The following is a 19,701-nucleotide window of genomic DNA, read 5'->3' as shown; positions in this document are numbered from 1 at the left end:
CTTCCCTCCGTCATCCCCCGACTTGATCGGGGGACCCAGCGGCGCGCACCGCGCGAAACCCTTCTCCCGCTGGGAGAAGGTGGCCCGCAGGGCCGGATGAGGGTTTCTTCATTTAGTTTTCGCACCCATCCCCACCCCACTCCTCCCCTGCATCGCGGGGAGGTGGCACGACAAAGTCGTGACGGAGGGGGCCAAAACGACAAAGAGCGGCCCACCGGACCGCCCCTTGTCATCACTTTAGTCAGCCGCGATCAGAAGGCTCCGCCTTCTCAACCCTCGGCAACTTACTGCCCCCTTCCCCCTTGACGGGGGAAGGGTCGGGGATGGGGGTGACACCCTCCCCACATCCCTCTCATGCCTCAACCCATCCCCCTCTCCCTCTCGTCATCCCCCGCCTAGCTGGCGGCGATCTTCATCACCTTGATCGCATCAAAGTTCTGCACACCGCCCCCCACACGCTTGGTCGTATAGAACAGCACATACGGCTTGGCGGTGAACGGATCGCGCAACACCCTCACCCCCGCACGATCCACAATCAGATAGCCACGCTGGAAATCACCGAACGCAACAGAAAGCGAACCCGCCGCCACATCCGGCATCGTCTCGATTTCCGTCACCGGATAGCCCATCAGGCTCGCCGTCTCGCCCAGTCGCTGCGCCAGCTGCCAGACATAATGACCGTCCGCATCCTTGAACTTGCGCACCGCCGACACCGTCTTGCGGTTCATCACAAAGCGGCCACTGGCACGATACTGGGCCTTGGGCGCATAGATCAGGTCAATCAGCTTGTCCGCCGGATCACTGGCCGCAAAATCGCCCGCCGCACCACTGGCCACATAGCCGATCTTGCCCCACTCATGGGCACTGTCCGCCACCGTGTCATAGGCCAAAAAGCCCTTGGGCTTGTTCACGCCATTGCCGCTGACAAACGCAGACGTTTCCTGCGCGGCAAAGGCATCCTCGACCTCGCCCGCCAGCCACTCGTCCAGGTCCACCATGGCATCATCCAACAGCGCCTGCGTCGCCGCCGGATTGGCGTAAAGATCCGCCGCCGGAAACTCCAGCAGCGCCAGCGTCGCCGGATCCGTCTCGGGCCTCGCCGCCGTCTCGGCCACCCAGCCCGCAACCACACCCGCCGTCGAAACCGGTTTACGGAATACACCACCGGCCACCGTGCGTACCGAGGCAATCTCGCGCATCGGCGACACCGCCATCAGTCGTCGCTCAATGGCACGTTCCGTCTCCGGCGGCACCACATAACCCCCCGACGACGCACCACTCGACAGACCCGCCTTCACCTCCAGACCGGCCACCGAACCCGTCTTCAGATAGCCATCAAACGCTGCCTTGGCCTCCGGTGCCGACGCCGCCTCAACCGCCTCGCCACCCATCTGCGGACGACGCACCTGCGCCATCATCCGATCCAGCTTGGCCTGCGCACCCGTAAGCGCCTGATCAATCCGCGCCACCTTCTCTTCCAGCAGAGCATCAGCCGCAGCTTTCTTCTCCACCTCCATCAAACGCTCGTCATTGGCCCCCTTAAACGCCTCGAACGCCACCATCATCTCGCGCACGACTTCGCGCGCCTCGGGCGAACCCGACACGGTCTTAACCTCTTTCATTCTCTCTCCTTGAAAACCCGCACTATGCGGATACTGTCAGCGCCATGTGGAACCGCGCCAAACCTCGACTAGACGCCACCCAAAGCACTTGGGGTCGCGAGTTGGTGCAACCGGCTGTAACAAGCCTGGTCATCCTCGCTATAATGGTTAGTCAGTTCGTCGGCAGCATTGCCCAAATCGCTATGGGACCGATCACTGTTTTTATCGGGATACTTGTCCTAACTTGGATTTTCCCGCGCCTCATGACCAGCGGCTCGAAACTCAGCCGAACAACAACAAAGCCGGCCCCAAACTTCATCGCAAAGTCACGACTGCAAACCGTCGCGAATGGTGACTATGGCCCCCTTGATCCGGAATATCAGCCGCTAAAGCTGACCTACCTAAGATCGAAACTGCTCGCCCGTGGGCTCAGCGCCTCATCGCGGCTTTCGGTAAGCCTTTACCTCTGCTTCCAATCCCTCGCTGGATGAACAGAGTACTGAGTGAAGCCCATTGGCTTTCGTTGCCTGCCCTAATCGGCATCTACGTGTTCTCGCTAAATATGAACCCTCAATGGCACGCTCAAAACCTGTGGCTGCTACCTTCGCTCGCCCCCATTGTAATCATATTGGCCTACCGCAGCACCTTCCGCCGCCTCTACGACATCTACACCGCCGACGCAGTTAGCACCGGCCGCTACGCCTTCCCGGCCCTTCGTCGTTAAGCCAACTTCCCCCGCGACAAACACAGAACCGCGTTCCATAGTCCCCCCAGTTCTTACCTGAGGGGGTATCCATGTCATTTCTGAAATCCACCGCCGCCGCAGCCGCCATTCTCATGGCCCTGCCCGCCGTCTCCCACGCCCAGTCGGCCGATGCCGCGCTCGAGATGCTGTCTCGCGCCATCACCTACCGCACCGTCAAAACGGGCGAGTTCGGCCCCAACCAAACCCCTCAGTACGCCAACTTCCTCAAGGACCAGCTCGTCGCCGCAGACTTCCCCGCCTCGGCCATCCAGATCGACCCCATCGGTGACACCGCCGCCTTCACCGCCACATGGCAAGGCAGCGACCCGTCTCTGAAACCCGTTGCCATCATCGGCCATATGGATGTGGTCGAAGCCGACCCTGCCGACTGGGAACGTGACCCGTTCACCCCCGTCATCGAAAACGGCTACATTTTCGGCCGAGGCTCCGTGGATAACAAAGCGGGCCTTTCCATCGTCATGGCCACGATCATCAAGCTGAAACAGGCCGGTTGGCAGCCGAAGCGCACCATCATCCTCGCCTTCTCCGGCGACGAAGAAACCGGCATGGCCACCACCCGCCATCTCGCCCAAAAGCACAGTAACGTCGAACTCGTCCTCAATGCCGACGGCGGCGGCGGCTCCCTCGACACCCAGCACAACCCTACCGTCTATTCCCTGCAAGGCTCGGAAAAGACCTATGCCGACTACACCCTCACCGTCACCGATGCCGGCGGCCACTCCTCGCGCCCCACAGCGGGCAACCCGATCTACCGCCTGACCGCCGGCCTACAACGCCTGAACGACTACGCCTTCCCGGTCAGCTTGGATGAAATCACGCGCGGCTATTTCACGGCCGCGGCCGAACGCGCACAGCCGGAAATCGCTGCCGCCATGCGCGCCCTCGTCGCCAATGATCAGGATCAAACCGCCATTGCCACCCTCGTGGCTAATGGCAACTATACCGGCACCATCCGCACCACCTGCACCGCCACCATGATCAAGGGCGGTCACGCCGCCAACGCCCTGCCCCAACAGGCACAGGCCACCGTCAACTGCCGCATCCTTCCCGGCGTCTCGACAGCTGCAATCCGCGATCAACTTCAGGAAATCGTGGCCGATACCACCATAAAGATCGAACAACTCGACACCGGCACCATCGCCGCCCCGTCCTCCCCTCTACGCGAAGATGTCGTTGCCGCCGTCACCGCTGCGGTTCACAGTCGTTACCCCGACCTTGCCATCGTCCCGTCCATGTCTGCCGGTGCCACCGACAGCATGCATTTCCGCGCCCTCGGCATCCCTGCCTACGGCGTCGGCTCGGTCTTTATGCGCAGTGAAGACAGCTTCTCCCACGGCCTGAACGAGCGCCTGCCCCTCGACAACCTCGCACCCGGCATCACCCACTGGGAAACCCTGCTCCAACAGATCGCTTCCAAGTAAAACGTCTTCTACGGGCCCCGTAACACCTCCCCCCCTGCATCGCGGGGGAGGTGTCGCGACAACGCCGTAATCAAGGGTAAAACACCATGACCCAACCCTTCACCCACCAGATTCGCGTCCGCTGGGGCGAGGTCGATGCCCAGGGCGTCGTCTTCAACGCCCATTATCTCGTCTATGCCGATGTCGCCGGAACCGAATATTACCGCCACCTCGGCGTGCTGGATGCCAATATCGAAGACCTGCTTCAGGTCTATGTCGTCGATGCCCGCCTCAGCTTCAAATCACCGGCGCTTAACGACGATCTGCTCACCTGCACGGTACAGCCAACCCGTATCGGCGGCTCCAGCTTTGAACTCACCGTCACCATCACCCGCGACACCACCGTGCTCACCGAAATCCGCATGACCTATGTCCGCGCCATTAACGGCCAGTCCGCCCGCCTCTCGGACGCCTTCCGCGCCCTGATCAGCTAAAACCAAACGGCCCGCTAAGCCCGCCCCGTCTTCTCGCCCCTACCCGTCTTCTCCCGATGCGGACATCCGGGCCAGCAGCACGGCCTGCGCTTACCCGCCTTCAAATCAGCCCCCACGCGCTCGACATGCTGCGCGCGCGTCTCGGCCTTCTTCACCGACTGCACCCAGCAAATCCACTCGTTACGGGCCAGAGGCGTAATATCCTCCCACCGCTCGCGCACCTCGGCATCGGCAGCGATAAACGCCTCCAGATCGGGCGGCAGATCATGCACCACCCCCGCACTGATCCCGCTTGCGCTCATCGCGACCTCCTGCCTCCGCACCGGATCAAGTCAAAACCCTAAGCCGCGCACCCGTCAATGCCGGAAACGTCACCACCGACACCTCCCACAACTGCACTGCGCTCAGCACCCTTAACCGCCCGCATTTACGCGCCTTTGCCGTGCGATAGCCGATCGACAAACCATCCACCGCCCCCGATCCGCACACCGCCCGCGCCATGCGCGCCTCTGCCGACCAGTCCCCGATCACGCCCTCGACAAACAGCCCGCGCTCGTCCTCGAACAGCCTCTCCCAGCGCCCGACCACCACGCGCCCGTCATGCTGCCACAGCATCCGCACGCCCTCGGCTCCGGTCTTGATCAAGCTGTCCGCAAACGCGCCCTGATGCACCACATCCCCGTTCAGATCCGCCACGCCCCACAAAGACGCATAGCCCGCAATCCTCATCGCTTACCGCCCTCCAGCTGACGCTCGATCCGCTCCAGCGACGCCCGCATCGCCTCGCCCTGCGCCTCCAGCCGCGCCAGCCGCTCCGCCACCAAAGCCTGCTGCGCCACCTTCCCCTCCAGTGCCGAAATCCTCGCCGCCGCACCGCCAGCCCAAACCAGCCCCCCAATCGTCTGCACCACCAGCGCCACCACCAACGCCACCGGAACCCCCTTCATCCCAACCTCCTCTGCTTTCGCCCCACCGCCCCCCCTCAATCCCTTCTCCCAATGGGAGAAGGTGGCCCACAGGGCCACCTAACGGTCTCTCTTTTCTCATGAGCCGCGCTCGTCAGCCCTCCGGGACCACCTGAACGGCCTCGTCCACCAGTGCCTGCAACTGCACGAACACCCGATCCCGCCACTGCTGCACCGGCTCGCTTCCGCTGTCCCCATTTCCCGCCATACCCAAACCATAGAGCACCAGCGTCCACAGGCGGGCCGATTGGTTTCACCGCGCGCCAATCCCTTGTTTTTCCCGCGATTGCCCGCCCCCGACACGCGCACAAAAAGAAAAAGGCCTCCGTTTTCACGAAGGCCTTTGCCATTTTCTATTCCGCTTGCAGCCACTTCTTCAGCGTCTGCGCCAGATCAGCCACCTGAATGGGCTTGGGCAAATGCCCGTCCATTCCGGCATCAAGGCATTTCTGCACCTGATCCCCCCCCACATTGGCCGTCAGCGCCAAAATAGGCAGATGCTTTTCTCGCACCTGCTGGCGGATTTCCCGCGTCGCCGCCAGACCATCCATCTGCGGCATGTGAACATCCATCAGCACCAGATCAAAGTCCCGACGACGCACCGCTGCCACGGCTTCCACACCGTTACACGCCGTCTCCACCTCCAGCCCCAGCGTCCCCAGAATGATCTTCACCAATTCACGGTTCGCCTCGGCATCATCCACCATCAGGATGCGCCCCTGCACCCCCATATCGGGTACCGTATCCACCGCCACCGAAACCGGCAGGGCAAAGTCAAAGTCCAGCGGCACCTCGAACCAGAAGGTCGCCCCCTCGCCCGCCTCGCTCTCGTAACCGATCTGCCCGTCCATCAACTCGATCAGACGGCGCGAAATCGCCAGTCCCAGTCCGGTCCCGCCATAAACCCGTGTGGTTGACGCATCGGCCTGCGTGAACCGCCCGAAGATCAGTTCACCCTTCTCCTGGCTCAAGCCGATACCGGTATCGCTCACCTCGACCCGCAGCCGGTAACGCCCGTCCGCAGTTTCGGCCCCGAACACCTTCACACCCACACTGCCCGACGCCGTAAACTTCACCGCATTGGACAGGAAGTTCAGCAGCACCTGCCGCAACCGCGATGCATCACCCGACAGGATTTCGGGCAAACGCTTGTCCAGATCGACCTTCAGTCCCAGCCCTTTGGCCGCGCACTGGCTTTCGATAATCCCGGCCGTGTCGGTGATACGCTGGCGCAGATCAAACGGTGCATTTTCCAGCTCGACCGCATCGGCCTCCAGCTTGGAATAATCAAGGATGTCGTTGATCACCATCAGCAGGGCTTCGGACGAGGCCGCAATCCGGTCGCCATACAGCCTCTGGGTCGGCGTCAGACCCGGCGAGTTCTTCAACAACCCCGAATAACCGATGACACTGGTCAGGGGCGTGCGCAGTTCATGGCTCATATTGGCCAGAAACTCGGTCTTGGCCTCGGCGGCCTTCTCGGCACGTTCCTTGGCCTCGATCACCTCGCCTTCCAGAAGCTTGCGCTGGGTGTCGTCGCGGATAACCACCACGACATCATCCACCTCGCCATTATCGTCGCGTATGGCCTTGAACGTACACTCGACCCACAAGATACGCCCGTCACGGTGGACCGCACGGTGCTCCAGTCGGGTCGGCTTGCCCGTCTTCACCGCCTGCTGGATGGCTTTCAGAACCTTGTGGCGGTCCTCGCGATACACATAGTCGGTCGACTGACCGCTCATCTCCTCCAGCGTCCAGCCCAGCATGGACTGGATCGCGGGCGAGATATATTTGCTCGAACCGTCCATCTTGACGCGGGTAATCACGTCACTGACGTTCTCGGCCAACAGACGATAACGCGCCTCGTTGCGACGCAGCTTGGCCACGACAGCTTCCTGCTCGGTGACATCGCGGAACACGCCGAACAAGCCGTGCAACGTGCCTGCCGCATCCCTCATGCCCTGCGAATGGCTCATGACCGTGCGCTGCTGGCCATCGGGGTGGTTCAGCCGCAAACGAAGATTATAGCCCTCGCCCGTGACCATCGCCGCATCCAGCGCCGCCTCCAGTTCGGCCCTGTCGCTCGGGTGGTAATGGTGCACACCGGCACGCAACGAATAATCGCCCTGTCCCGACGGCAAGCCATGTATCTCGCCCACCCTGCGTGAACAGCGCGCAGACCCTTTTTGCAGGTCCATGTGCCACCAGCCCACACCGGACATATCCTCGACCATGTCCAGCATACGGGCCTGTTCCGCACTGGCGCGCTGCGCCTGCATGCCCGCCACCAGATCACCGGCCACCTTGGCCAGTTGCAGGATGATGGCGCACTGTCCCTCATCCGGCTCGGGACGTGTCTCGGGGCTCTGCAACACCAGAATACCGACGGTCTGCCCGTCGCAAGCCACCGGCGTCGCCGCCCACAGCCCGACCTCGCCCTTCAAAACCACTCCGGGCGGCATCTTTTCTGCCCGCTGGACCAGACCGCCCAACTCGCCCACAGGCTCGCCCGCCAGTTCCAGCACAAAGGCTTCAGCCTGCAACAGCATGGCCGCCAGAGTTTCCAGATGCTCGAAGCGCACAGCCTCGACCACAGGTACGGCATCACCCGTCCCTGCGGGCGCTTTCGCCTGCATACTGCCCTCCAGAGACATCACGGCCTCCGCTCCCAAAGCTGGCATTTTCAACTACATGCCCCCGACATGTGTCTACCCCTCGTGCATCTCCCGTGCACTTTCCTCCGGCCCGAGAAGCCCCCGCTCCTCGCGCCATTCCGACGCTTCAAAGTCCAGAGCATCCTCGGCCTCGGCCAATGCCGTCTCGGCCACCGTCTGGCGACGCACCGATACACCGGCCTGATGCACCGTCTCGGGATCGCCCGAAACCAGTGGATGCCACCATGCCAGATCACGCCCCTCGTTCAACCTGCGGTATGCACAAGACTTCGGCATCCACTCCAGGGATGAAACATTATTGGGCGTCAGCTTGATACATTCCGGCACTTCCTCATTGCGCTTGGCATAGTCGGTGCAGGTACATTTGACCGGATCGAACAGCTTGCAATGAACGCGCGTCGGCACGACCTCGCCTGTATCCTCGTCCTCGAAACGGACCAGACAGCACAGACCACATCCGTCACAGAGACTCTCCCACTCTTGCGGGTTCATCTCGGTCAGCGACTTGGTTTTCCAGAAAGGCAACATGGGCGGGTCTTTAAGCGACAAAGCGCCCCGTGTCGCCCCCCACCTGCGGCGCAACCCTCTTAATGGCTGACCGCCTTGGAAAACACGTTGATCACCACCACCCCGCCAACGATCAGCACCAGACCGATCACAGCGGGCACATCCAGCTTCTGCTTGAACACCACCATGCCGATCAGCGAGATCAGCACCACGCCCAAACCGCTCCAGATGGCATAGGCCAATCCCACCGGAATGGCCTTCAGCGCATGGCTCAGCAGATAAAAGGCCATGCCATAGCAAAGCGCCATGCCCACAGTTGCCCACGGCTTGGTAAACTGCTGCGAGGCCTGCAACAGGCTGGTGCCCACCACCTCGAACACAATGGCACTGCCCAGAGCCAGCCACGTCATCGGGTTCATGCTTTTTGTTCCATCAGTTCGGGCAATGCGGTTCCGGCCATCAGCAACGATGCCAGCGCCCGGCGTTGCTCGGGTGAAATCTCATAGGTGCCGAACAGGTCCGACATCCACAGTCCGTCAGCCAGCAGACGCATCATCAGCGCATCGTCCGCCCCTGCCGCATCGCGGGGATCGTCATAGCGGGCCTTTTTCATCCATGCCTTCCAGCGCTGTGCCAGCGCCGGATCAATGGCACAGGCCGCCAGCGCCGCCCGACCGATACTGACATCGCGCTGCGTCACCGGCTCGTCGATGACCGTCCTCAGATAGGCCCGCGCCGAACGTCCATAGGCTTGCGGATCTTGCACCGTATAGGCCTCGATCTGGGCCATAAAGCTCTCGCCCAGACTGTCGATCACCCCTTCCAGCAAGGCGGTCTTGTTCGGAAAGTGGTGCAGCAAGGCCCCCTTGCTGAACGACACCCGCTCCACCACCGCATCCAGCGTCAGTCCCAGCGGACCTTTCTCGGCCAGAACCTCGATGGCGGTGTCCAGTATTTCGGTGCGGGTCGCTTCGGGCATTCTACGGCGTGTCGATATTTCCATGGGCGCTACATACCGGCTGGACGGTATAAATAAAATACAGATTCGACACCCGAGCTCACCTGCCAATGGTAGTTCTCGTCGCGCCACGCTATATGCCCGCCCATGGCTGCCAAACCTCCCCTCGTTGCACTTAAAGACATCCACCTTCAGGACGGACAGCGCCCGCTGTTTTCCGGCGTGGACCTTGCTGTTGAACCGCGCTCCCGCGCCGCCCTTGTGGGCCGCAACGGGGCAGGCAAATCCACCCTGATGAAGGTGGTCATGGGCTTTATCGAACCGGACAGCGGCGACCGCGCCGTTCAGGCCGGTACCCGCTTTGCCTATGTGCCGCAGGAACCGGAAATCACCGGCGAGACCCTGATCGACTATGCCTCCTCGGGGGCCGCCGAAACATGGACCGCCGAAAGCTGGCTGACCACGTTCGGCCTTGATCCGTACAAGTCCACCCAAGGCCTGTCGGGCGGCGAGATCCGCCGCGCCGCGCTGGCCAAGGCCTTTGCCGAAGAACCCGAAGTCCTGCTGCTGGACGAACCGACCAACCACCTCGACATCCTCGCCATCGAGCTGCTCGAAGAAGAACTGGTCAGTGCCCGCTTCGCCGTTCTGGTCGTCAGCCACGACCGCGCCTTCCTCAACCGTGTGACCAATACGGTCCACTGGCTGGAAGGCCGCCGCGTCCGCACCCTGAACAAGGGCTTTGCCGAGTTCGACGACTGGGCCGCCAAGGTGATGGAAGAAGAAGCCGTCGCGCTTGAAAAGCTGACCAAGACCATCGAGCGCGAAACCGCCACCTTCTACAGCTCGATTACCGCACGCCGCACCCGCAACGAAGGCCGCGCCCGCAGCCTCGCCGCCCTGCGCGCCGAACGCGCCGAAAAGATGAAGGACGTGCCGCGCGACCTCTATATGGGCGTCGATTCCGGTGCCATTTCCGGCAAGCTGGTCGCCGACATCAAGGGCGTCTCCAAGTCCTTTGGCGATCGCGTCATCTTCAAGGACCTGACCACCCGCATCATTCGCGGCGACCGTCTGGCCATTGTCGGTCCCAACGGTGCCGGCAAGACCACACTGGTCAAGGTGCTGCTGGGCGAACTGGAGCCGGACGAAGGCACGGTCCGCATGGGGGCCAATCTTGAGCCGCTCTATCTGGACCAGTCCCGCGAGGGCCTGAAGTCCGACATGACCCTGTGGGACGCCCTGACCCCCGGTGGCGGCGACAGCATCCTCGTGCGCGGCCATTCCAAGCACGTCGCCGCCTATGCCAAGGACTTCCTGTTCTCCGAAGCGCAACTGCGCCAGCCGATCTCGACCCTGTCGGGCGGTGAGCGCAACCGCCTGCTTCTGGCCCGCGCACTGGCCAAGTCCGCCAACCTGCTGGTGCTCGACGAGCCGACCAACGATCTCGACATCGACACGCTGGACAAGCTTCAGGAACTGCTCGACGGCTATGACGGCACCCTGATCCTCGTCTCGCACGATCGCGACTTCGTGGACCGTCTGGCTACCTCGACCATCGCCATGAACGGGCGCGGCGACATCGTCGAAACCCCCGGCGGCTGGACCGAGTTCGTGCGCCAGAACCCGGGCTTCATTCAGGCCCCCAAGGCCGGTATTGCCGCCCCTTCGGCCCCCAAGCCCCCCGCGACACCCATCGCAACCAAGAAACCCACCAAGCTTTCGTTCAAAGACACACACCGTCTGGCCGAGATCGAAAAGCTGATGGAATCCCTGCCCAAAGAGATCGCCAAACAGGACGCCCTGATGGCCGACCCCGATCTCTACAGCAAAAACCCCGCCGCCTTCGACAAGGCCATGAAGGCCGCCGAAAAAGCCCGCTCAGAGCTGGAATCCATCGAACTGGAATGGCTCGAACTCGAAGAGAAAAAAGCCGCTCTCGGCTAAGCTTGGACTAGGCTGTGCTGGGCTGAACCTGCAGCAATCCATGCCACAAACAGGGGCGGCCGGAGTGATCCGGTCGCCCCTTTTGCATGTGTCCGTTCCTGCTTATCCACAGGCGTCCATAACGGATACTTGCCGACTTCAAAGGCTTGATATATCTTTGTTATGCTAAAGTCAGTCTGTACCGGTAATCGTAGAACTGGTCCGGATCGCATCGCGCCCTACTCCCCCCGAGCGGCGCCGTTGCCATCCATTTTTACGCTCCCCCACCCAGCATGCTTGCCCTCAACAGGCCTACTGATTGCGTAATTGCCCACCGCCAGCCCTAACGATCCGTCACGGCATGCCTCCAGCAACGAGAGGGGGCAGACCCCCTTCTGTCCTCTCTCGTCATAGGTTTTGCGAGCCCCCGTTCTTGGCCCCGTCCTTGGCCCTATCCTTGGCACCCTCATTGCCCCCGCCATCGAACAAGCCTCATCTTGGCCCTTCCCATTCCGGGCCTGCATGCTTATTGCAACCGGTAATGACGCTGCTCCGCCCTTCCCGACGCACAGTTTTGCAAAGCCTTGGTGCCGCCGCGCTTGGTGTGGGTGCCACTGCCGTGCTGGGCGGTTGCAGCCAGAGCGCGCCCATTGATGCCGAGGGGCGTGTGCGCCTGCGTCTGGCCATTTCCGGCCCCGCCCGCGCCGACCATGCGGGCTTTTATCAGGCGATTGCCAGCGGCCTCTATGCCGCGCGTGGCCTGAACGTCGAGATGTTCCACGGCAATTCCGTTGCCGATGTGTCCAGCCGTCTGGCCTCCGGCGTGGCAGAGCTGGGCCTTGCCCGCGACAGTTTCGGGGCCTTGCGCCTGATTGCCGACCGCGCACCGGTCAAGGCCGTGGCCGCCTTCTTCCAGAAGGACCCGCGCGTCCTGATCGCCCATGCCAGCGACGCCCCGCGTGACCTGTCCGCCCTCAGCGAACGTCCGCTCTATGTCGAGGATGCCGACTGGTCCGACATCTGGTCGTGGCTCCAGAGCAAGTACGAACTGACGCAGGAACAGCTTCTGCGTCCGCCCGAAGGGATGCTGGAACCGTTCCTGAACGATCCGCAAAGCCTGATGATCGGCTCGCTGACCCGCGAACCGGCTCTGGTGGCCACCTCGCGGCCCGAGCTTCGCACGCGGCTCTATCTGCCTGCCGATGACGGCTATGCCTCCTATGCAGGCATACTGATGGCCCCCAATAGTTTTGCGCGTGACAATACGCAGGCCCTCAAGGACTTCATCGCCGCCTCGGTCGAGGGCTGGAACACCTATCTGAACGGTGATCCCGATCCGGCCCACGCCCTGATCCGCCGCGCCAATCCGGCCACCCCGCAAGGCTCGCTGGATACAGCCCGCGACCTGCTGAAAACCCACAACATCATCGATAGCGGCGATGCCGCCCTCTATGGTCTGGGCACCATGTCCGCCGAACGCTGGCAAGCCTTTGCCGAACAGACCAAGGGGGCCTACAGCGTCGAACCGGACTGGCAGGCCGCCTTTACCACCGCCTATCTGCCGACCCGAAAATAACACCCGCTAAAATAGCACTCAAAAGGGCGCATGTTAGCGGTGGGTTAAGCCCGATCCGGCATGACTACGTCTCTTGCACCGCTAAATTGGGGATTTTTGCGTGCGCCTTGGCCTGATCCTGACCGTAAGCCTGATCGGAGGCAGCTATCCGGCCGCGTCTGTGGCCATGGCGGAATCCGGTGCCTCCGAGAGCAGCAAGGGTGCGCCTGTCATCCCCCGTGGCGGCTGGACCTATCCACGACAACTGACACCGGCCTCGGCATGGGGCGCACCGCCGCCGCCCGCCGTGCCTGTGCCGCCCGCCTATCTGTCTGCGCCCGCAACGGACACGGCGATGGCCTATGACGCGCCCACGCCCGCCACCCAGAGCGCGCCCGTCGCCAGACCTGTCTATCGTCCGGCCCCGCGTCCTGTAACGCCGCCCTATATCTATACGCCCGTGACACCGGAAGCCGTTGCGCCGCCCACCGCTACGCCTCGCCAGGACGACGCCACGGCACCTGCACAGGCCCCGCAAAACCCTGTCGCCCCTGTCGCCCGCTCCGAGCCGCCACGCGCGCCCAGCCGCCCGCCCTATGTTTACCGTCCGGTGCGCCCGACCGTTACAACGCCCGCGCCCGTACCACAGGCCGAGCCCGCCCCCATCCCGTTCGAGCCGGTCATCGAAGCGCCCGCAGAAACCTATCCCGCGCTTCCCGCCGAGCCCGTTCAGGTCGAAGCCCCGGCTGTCATCGCGCCCCCCGAGCCGGAGCCAGAACCGGCACCCGCAGCAGTGGTCGAGCCCGCCCCCGTCGCGGACACCGCTGTCCCCTACACGCCTCTTCCGCCGGAACCGGTGATCGAAGCGCCCGTAGAGACCTATCCCGCACCTCCTGCCGAACCCGTTCAGGTCGAGGCCCCAGCTGTGACCGCACCCGCCGAGCCAGAGCCTGAACCAGAGCCTGAACCGGCTCCCGTCGATCCCAATGCTCCGCGTCGGGACGCGCTGATCTTCCAGCTTGGCGGCAATGCCCCTGTGGAGCCTGCGACCACGCCCGAGGCCCCTGTCGCTCCGGTACAGGTTCCGACGACCGATGCCGCGCCCGCAGAGCATGATCCCTATGCGCCACGTCGTGACGCGCCGATCTTCCGTCTGCAAAATCCAGCCACAGCCCCCGAACCGGCAACCGAAGGCACCGCTCCGGCCCAGCCTGCCGCAAGCGCGGGTGGTGCCCGTTACTATTCCGTCCACCGTCAGGCCGGACGTCAGCCCGACCCGCCCCAACTGCCAGAGCCTGTCTATCTGGACGCTCTGCCCATTGACCTGACCACAGCCCTATCCAGTGACGATCTGGCCGCCCCGCCCGAGGCCCCCCAGATTATCCGCGATGCGAACGGCCGCGTGCGTACCGTTGCCGACCCTGATGATCCGCTATGACCATGACTGCCTCTTCGATTTCCGACACGTCTATCCAGTCCCGCCTACCCGAACTGATTGATCTGGCCCGCCAGTCCGACAGTGGTGCCCGCCGCACCCTGTTGCGCGACCTGACCGATAATTTCTTTGGCACAGCCCAGCGCACACCGATCGAACAAGATCTGTACGGGGCCGTCCTGAGCGACCTGACCCGCGCCATGGAGGTCGAGGTCCGCGCCCAGTTGGCCACGCGTTTTGCCACGGCACCGGATGCCCCGCACCAGTTGATCCGCCAGTTGGCCTATGACGAGGCAGAGGTCGCCAGCCCCGTTCTGGCGCAATCGCCGGTCCTGACCGATGACGACCTGATCGATGTGATCCGCACCCGTGGCAGTCAGGCCCATATGCGCGCCGTCTCGCAGCGCGAGCATGTGGCCGAGGCGGTGTCGGACGCCATTGTCGAGCATGGCGATGACGAGACCCTGCACGCGCTCTTGTCCAATGACGGTGCCCGCCTGTCGCGTGCCGCCAGCGAAGCGGCCATTGACCGCGCCAAGCTGAACAGCGAACTGCACGCCGTCACCGTCTCGCGGGCCGGTTTGCCGCTGGACCTGCTGAACGAAATGTATTTCGAGGTCGAAGAAGCCCTTCGCGCCAAGATCCTCGAGGAAAACGCCCGTCTGGACCCTGACGCGCTGGAACAGGCGCTGGCTGTGGGGCGCACCCGCATCGCCACCGAGGACGGTACCCTGCCCCCCGACTATGCCGAGAGCCTGGCCTATGTCGAGGAGATGAAGGTGGCGGGCCAACTGACCCCGCCGGTGCTGGCCCGCTTTCTGCGTTCGGGCAACCGCACCTGCTTCCTGATCGCCCTGTCGCAACTGGCCGATATCGATTTCCACACCGCCCGCAACATCATCGAGCGCCGCGAACTGGATGCATTGGCCGTCGTCTGCCGTGCTGCCGATCTGGATAAGGCCCTGTTCCTGACCTATGCGATGGTGCTGTTGAATAATGACGGCAATGCCATGGGCAAGGCACGGTCCTATGCCAGCCTGTATTCATCGCTGGATATCGAAACCGCGCGTCGCACCCTGCGTTTCTGGCGCACCCGACGTAATGCCTTGCAGAACGCGGCCTGATCTATCCGGCAGCAAGCATTAAAAAAGCCCGCATCTTTCGATGCGGGCTTTTTGTCTGGTCTATGACCGGACTTACTTCTTGGCGCGGGTTGTCGTCGCGCGGGCCGGCTTGCGGCCGCCCTGACCCAGACCCATTTGCTTGGCCAGTTCGGAACGGGCCTTGGCATAGTTCGGCGCGACCATGGGATAGTCTTTGGCCAGACCCCACTTCTCGCGGTATTCTTCAGGGCTCATATTGTATTTGGTACGCAGGTGGCGCTTCAGCGACTTGAACTTGCGACCGTCTTCCAGACAAATCAGGAAGTCCGGTGTGATCGACTTGCGCAGCGGAACGGCGGGTTCACGCGGTTCCGGCTCTTCTTCCACCGGAGCGACAGTAATACCGGTCAGGGCCGCATGTACCTGCGAAATCAGACCCGGTACGGCTTCTGCCGGCACCATATTGTTGCTGACATAGGCCGATACGATATCCGCCGTCATTTCCAGAAGTTCTGGTTTATCTTCCATTTTTGTCCCGCCAATGAAGCCAATAGAAAGGGCTATATAACTAGCCTCTTATGTTACTAAATCGGGCGGTATCCTGATCTTTATCGAAGGATTGTCAAGGAAAAATAGCGTAATCATCTGACTGTATTACTTGTATTTAATACAATCGAGTTCGCGACAGACAATACCCCACATTGAATAAGGTTTATTCATAATGTTGCGGCGTTAAAAAACAGGATCAGTGATCAGTGATAAGTAATACAGATGCGCGCACATCTAAATAAGGCAAAATAACGGCACACCGCCCCCTGCCACAAAATACTGAAATATCGGCATATTTCAGATTACACCTGTATTATCTGGCTGATCTCAGCTTTTAAAGTCTTCGGACAGGGCCAGCATGGCGGCGCGTTCCGCCGCCGAGAAGGCATCGACCAGATGTTCTTCGCCCTCGCGGATGGCACGGATCAATTGCGGCGTCAGGGCCGAGGTCAACGCCCAGTTCCAGTAGCGTAATACAGTCTGGGCGCGATCTACGGCCAGTATTTCATATACGACCTGCACCCGTTCCCAACGCACATCGCCATTCTCGTCCTTTTCGTCGAACGGGCGGCGCATCGCCTTCCACAACAGGGCGAGATATTGCTTGGTCAGACCTGTGGCCTTGCACATGACGGCAATGGATTCACCGCCCTCGTCGCTCAGCATCTTGGCAGCCGTCAGTGGCTTAACGCCTGCCAACTGGCCGATTTCCGCCACCAGATCGGGCGTCAGGCCCGCTTCGGCGGCATGCTGGATTACGCCTTCCAGCCCGCCATAGTGCGATATCTGGGCGGCATCGCGATCACGCTGGCGGCGCTCGATAAATTGCAGGGCCTTACGCACATAGGCGTCATCCCCGCCGCCGTCCTTACCGAACAGATCGGCCACAGTACTTTGCAGCACCTCGCGCGATACAGCAAAGCGACGCAGAATAATGCTGCGCTCTTCGTGATTGCACCACCAGAACATCACATAGGCGCTGGACGGGCGCAGTTCGGGCCGTTTCAGAATAACCGCGCACAGTTCGGGGTGTTGTCTGCTTTGCGCCACAGTCGTTTCCAGCGCCGTGGTCGGGATGGAAGCATCCTTATTGGCCAGAACCAGTTGCGTGACCTCTGCATCGGCCCGCTCGATCAGCGCGTGACACACAGCAGGGGTCAAACCGCGCCTGCGGGCAATGTGTTTGCAGTGGTCTATACTGGCCGAGGCGGCACAACTGATCAGATCATGGTCGCTGAGCGAAGCCGCTTCATCCAGAAGTTCACGCGCCACAACAATGTCGTCGCGTAACAGAAGGCGGCAAATATTGTCGGGAATATCCGTCAGCGGCACCAGACGGGCGGCAATCCTGCGGCGCTCTTCCAGCGGGGCCTGACGCAGCATATCGACCATCAGGTCCGCCACCACCGAACGCTCGAAAGCATTGATACGGCTGGCAGGCAGGCTGACAACGTCAGCCAGTCGGCGCAACAGCACCAGCCTTGCGCGGTCGTTTTCGGCGGCCCTGTCGGCTGCGGATTTGGTTACAGCGGCACTTCCCATAGCGCCCCTATAAGGCATGCGGGTTAACTACAGGTGCAGAGAACAGGACAAACTGTGCCGCCCTCTGCACCTGATCGATTACAAAACCCGAGTATCTACGCTCTTACAGACCTTCGAACAGGGCGGTCGAAAGGTAACGCTCGGCAAAGCTGGGGATGATGACCACAATCGTCTTGCCCGCATATTCGTCCAGAGCCGCCAGACGGAAGGCCGCCGACAGGGCCGCGCCCGACGAAATACCGACAGGAATACCTTCAACGGCCGCCACCTTGCGGGCCATTTCAAAGGCGTCCTCGTTGGCCACCTGTTCGATGCCGTCGATCACACCCGTATCGATGACGGGCGGCACAAAGCCCGCGCCAATGCCCTGAATCTTGTGCGGGCCGGGTGCGCCACCGGACAGAACGGCCGAGGCGGTCGGCTCGACGGCGATCATCTGTACCGAAGGCTTCTTCTTCTTCAGCGCATGACCGACGCCGGTAATCGTGCCGCCGGTGCCAACACCCGCAACCACCACATCGACGGCTCCTGCCGTATCGTTCCAGATTTCCTCGGCGGTCGAGACTTCGTGGATGGCCGGATTGGCCTCGTTCTCGAACTGGGCCGGGGACACCGAACCGGGGATTTGTGTCAACAACTCCTCGGCGCGCGCAATCGCGCCCTTCATGCCCTTTTCGGCAGGGGTCAGCTCGATCCGTGCCCCGAGAAGGGCCAGCATCTTGCGACGCTCGATCGACATGGATTCCGGCATGCACAGGATCAGCTTGTAACCCTTGGAAGCCGCCACAAAGGCCAGCGCAATGCCGGTATTGCCGCTGGTCGGTTCAATGAGCGTCGCGCCCGACTTGATCTTGCCGGCCTGTTCCAGTGCCTCGATCATGCCGACGCCGATACGGTCCTTGACCGAGGCAATCGGGTTGAAGAATTCCAGCTTGGCCAGTACACGCGCCTTGGGGGCCAGTTCTCTGGTCAGGTTCGGCAGGGCCACCAGAGGCGTATCGCCGATCGTATCGACGATGCTGTCAAACACCTTGCCACGTCCGGCCTTCTTGTGACGGCTAGCATCATACGGGGTGTCGGACATGGGTGATCTCCTTGGATTTTGCTTCGGGAAAGACATAGCGCCTATACGCTCACCCACAAGCCGCCAAATCCCAGCTTTTCTCAAAAAGCTATTAGGATAGCTGGTCTTTAACGCTCATCTGAGGTGCGGGAGCGATAAGATTGCATGCGTGCCAGATACGGCTCTGCAATCTGCCCCGTCATCAGAAAATCATAGCGGCGCTCGCCCCACGCGATAGCCATCACGACATCATCCGGTTGATCTGCCATCAGCCTGCCGCACCACATAGTGACAACCGAGGGGTCTGGCCTGTGGGTAATAATGCCGCGCACGGAAAAACGCGGCGGCATATCCCCCTGAAGAACTTCCAGGGTTTCGACCTCGGCAATGGCAAAATCAGTCCATTCATCGCCGCCATCAGGCGTCACGGACACAATGCGACCTATGGCAATAGCCCGCCCGCCTTCCTGCGGTACCAGATCCCATCGCGGCGGCGGTAGCAGCGTACAAGCTTGGGCCATTGGCGCGACGGCGCTCATGAAGACCAAGCCAGACACTACTCCCAGCAATACAGACGCAATCCTCATCGCATCTACCTCCCTCGCGAAATCACCCGCTGGGACGGATCAAACGGCATGACCTCGCGGATGGTCAACAGGGTGGTGAAGTTACGCACCCGCGCATCGTCGTTCAGCGCGTCGCGGGTGAAGGTGTCATAGGCCTGCATATCCGGCACCACGACATAGAGGATAAAATCCACATGGCCGGTCGTGTACCACATGCCGTGCACCTCGGGGCGCGCCTTCAGCTTGCGCATCAGGGCGTCGATGACGGCCGTGCCTTCGCGCTCCATCTCGACCAGAACATGCATGGTCAGGGCTTTTTCCAGCCGCCCGCGATCCACCACCGCCACATCGGCAATGATGATTTTTTCATCGCGCAGACGGCGCAGACGGCGGGACACCGCCGATTCCGACAGCCCCACCTTTTCGGCCAGCACCCGCGCGGGCGTCAGGTTGTTGCGCCGTACCAGATCCAGCAGGCGGCGGTCGAATTCATCGAGGATGACTGTTTCTTGCATAAGAGCACAATCAAACGCCGAAATACGGCATTTAAGCAATCAAATTCGCCAGCACATATTTCGCGTATTTGGTTATTT

19 protein-coding genes are annotated in these 19,701 nt (G+C 61.8%); 6 read left to right on the top strand and 13 right to left on the bottom strand.

All coding sequences use genetic code 11. From position 1 onward, the window contains the following. Positions 1-395: 395 nt before the first annotated feature. A complete protein-coding gene (locus FHS64_RS04970; protein WP_167176454.1) occupies positions 396-1,622 on the bottom strand; it encodes a phage major capsid protein in 1,227 nt (408 codons plus the stop codon). Positions 1,623-2,396: 774 nt separating this feature from the next. Between FHS64_RS04970 and FHS64_RS04965 the strand changes: the two genes are divergently transcribed. Both FHS64_RS04965 and FHS64_RS04960 read left to right on the top strand, forming a co-directional pair. After that, positions 2,397-3,788: a M20/M25/M40 family metallo-hydrolase gene (locus FHS64_RS04965; protein WP_167176453.1), complete on the top strand. Its 1,392-nt coding sequence runs from the start codon at positions 2,397-2,399 to the stop codon at positions 3,786-3,788. Between the two features lie 86 nt (positions 3,789-3,874). Next, complete coding sequence (locus FHS64_RS04960; protein WP_167176452.1) at positions 3,875-4,261, top strand: acyl-CoA thioesterase; 387 nt, start codon at positions 3,875-3,877, stop codon at positions 4,259-4,261. Positions 4,262-4,275: 14 nt separating this feature from the next. On the opposite strand, the gene FHS64_RS04955 is transcribed toward FHS64_RS04960, so the two are convergent. From FHS64_RS04955 to FHS64_RS04925, 7 genes are all read right to left on the bottom strand, one after another. Continuing rightward, entirely contained in the window at positions 4,276-4,563 is a 288-nt protein-coding gene (locus tag FHS64_RS04955) for a YdeI/OmpD-associated family protein (protein ID WP_167176451.1), read from the bottom strand. 25 nt (positions 4,564-4,588) lie between these two features. Next, positions 4,589-4,990, bottom strand: coding sequence for an HK97 family phage prohead protease (locus FHS64_RS04950; RefSeq protein ID WP_167176450.1), 402 nt, complete (start codon positions 4,988-4,990; stop codon positions 4,589-4,591). Further along, complete coding sequence (locus tag FHS64_RS04945; RefSeq protein WP_167176449.1) at positions 4,987-5,208, bottom strand: hypothetical protein; 222 nt, start codon at positions 5,206-5,208, stop codon at positions 4,987-4,989. Before FHS64_RS04945 ends, FHS64_RS04950 begins: the two co-directional genes overlap by 4 nt. Before the next feature lie 371 nt (positions 5,209-5,579). Then, complete coding sequence (locus FHS64_RS04940) at positions 5,580-7,865, bottom strand: hybrid sensor histidine kinase/response regulator (RefSeq protein WP_167176448.1); 2,286 nt, start codon at positions 7,863-7,865, stop codon at positions 5,580-5,582. Between the two features lie 72 nt (positions 7,866-7,937). Continuing rightward, on the bottom strand, positions 7,938-8,432 hold the full coding sequence (locus FHS64_RS04935) for a YcgN family cysteine cluster protein (RefSeq protein WP_167176447.1): 495 nt from the start codon (positions 8,430-8,432) through the stop codon (positions 7,938-7,940). A 59-nt stretch (positions 8,433-8,491) separates the two neighbouring features. Beyond that, the gene (locus FHS64_RS04930; protein ID WP_167176446.1) at positions 8,492-8,830 is read right to left on the bottom strand and encodes a DMT family transporter; all 339 of its coding nucleotides are present in this window, start codon (positions 8,828-8,830) and stop codon (positions 8,492-8,494) included. After that, entirely contained in the window at positions 8,827-9,390 is a 564-nt protein-coding gene (locus FHS64_RS04925; protein WP_243862797.1) for a TetR/AcrR family transcriptional regulator, read from the bottom strand. The genes FHS64_RS04930 and FHS64_RS04925 overlap by 4 nt, the downstream gene beginning before the upstream one ends. Positions 9,391-9,516: 126 nt before the next feature. Between FHS64_RS04925 and FHS64_RS04920 the strand changes: the two genes are divergently transcribed. From FHS64_RS04920 to FHS64_RS04905, 4 genes are all read left to right on the top strand, one after another. Next, positions 9,517-11,316, top strand: coding sequence for an ABC-F family ATP-binding cassette domain-containing protein (locus tag FHS64_RS04920; RefSeq protein ID WP_167176443.1), 1,800 nt, complete (start codon positions 9,517-9,519; stop codon positions 11,314-11,316). A gap of 520 nt (positions 11,317-11,836) precedes the next feature. Further along, entirely contained in the window at positions 11,837-12,871 is a 1,035-nt protein-coding gene (locus tag FHS64_RS04915) for an ABC transporter substrate-binding protein (protein WP_167176441.1), read from the top strand. A gap of 100 nt (positions 12,872-12,971) precedes the next feature. Then, entirely contained in the window at positions 12,972-14,288 is a 1,317-nt protein-coding gene (locus FHS64_RS04910; RefSeq protein WP_167176439.1) for a hypothetical protein, read from the top strand. Next, positions 14,285-15,409, top strand: coding sequence for a DUF2336 domain-containing protein (locus FHS64_RS04905; protein ID WP_208380643.1), 1,125 nt, complete (start codon positions 14,285-14,287; stop codon positions 15,407-15,409). Before FHS64_RS04910 ends, FHS64_RS04905 begins: the two co-directional genes overlap by 4 nt. Positions 15,410-15,481: 72 nt before the next feature. Here FHS64_RS04905 and FHS64_RS04900 read toward each other — a convergent pair whose 3' ends face one another. From FHS64_RS04900 to FHS64_RS04880, 5 genes are all read right to left on the bottom strand, one after another. Beyond that, a complete protein-coding gene (locus tag FHS64_RS04900; protein WP_167176437.1) occupies positions 15,482-15,916 on the bottom strand; it encodes a Ros/MucR family transcriptional regulator in 435 nt (144 codons plus the stop codon). A gap of 348 nt (positions 15,917-16,264) precedes the next feature. After that, on the bottom strand, positions 16,265-17,479 hold the full coding sequence (locus tag FHS64_RS04895; protein ID WP_167176435.1) for a DUF2336 domain-containing protein: 1,215 nt from the start codon (positions 17,477-17,479) through the stop codon (positions 16,265-16,267). Positions 17,480-17,582: 103 nt separating this feature from the next. Next, the gene (gene cysK / locus FHS64_RS04890) at positions 17,583-18,563 is read right to left on the bottom strand and encodes a cysteine synthase A (protein WP_167176433.1); all 981 of its coding nucleotides are present in this window, start codon (positions 18,561-18,563) and stop codon (positions 17,583-17,585) included. Between the two features lie 107 nt (positions 18,564-18,670). Then, the gene (locus FHS64_RS04885; RefSeq protein ID WP_167176431.1) at positions 18,671-19,081 is read right to left on the bottom strand and encodes a hypothetical protein; all 411 of its coding nucleotides are present in this window, start codon (positions 19,079-19,081) and stop codon (positions 18,671-18,673) included. A gap of 53 nt (positions 19,082-19,134) precedes the next feature. Beyond that, positions 19,135-19,623 (bottom strand): Lrp/AsnC family transcriptional regulator, encoded by a 489-nt coding sequence (locus FHS64_RS04880; protein WP_167176429.1) that lies wholly within the window; start codon positions 19,621-19,623, stop codon positions 19,135-19,137. Between the last annotated feature and the right edge of the window lie 78 nt (positions 19,624-19,701).

Source organism: Brevundimonas terrae (assembly GCF_011761985.1).
Lineage (GTDB): Bacteria > Pseudomonadota > Alphaproteobacteria > Caulobacterales > Caulobacteraceae > Brevundimonas > Brevundimonas terrae.
The sequence above is the reverse complement of the archived record's forward strand: the minus strand, read 5'-3'. Positions and strand labels throughout refer to the sequence as shown.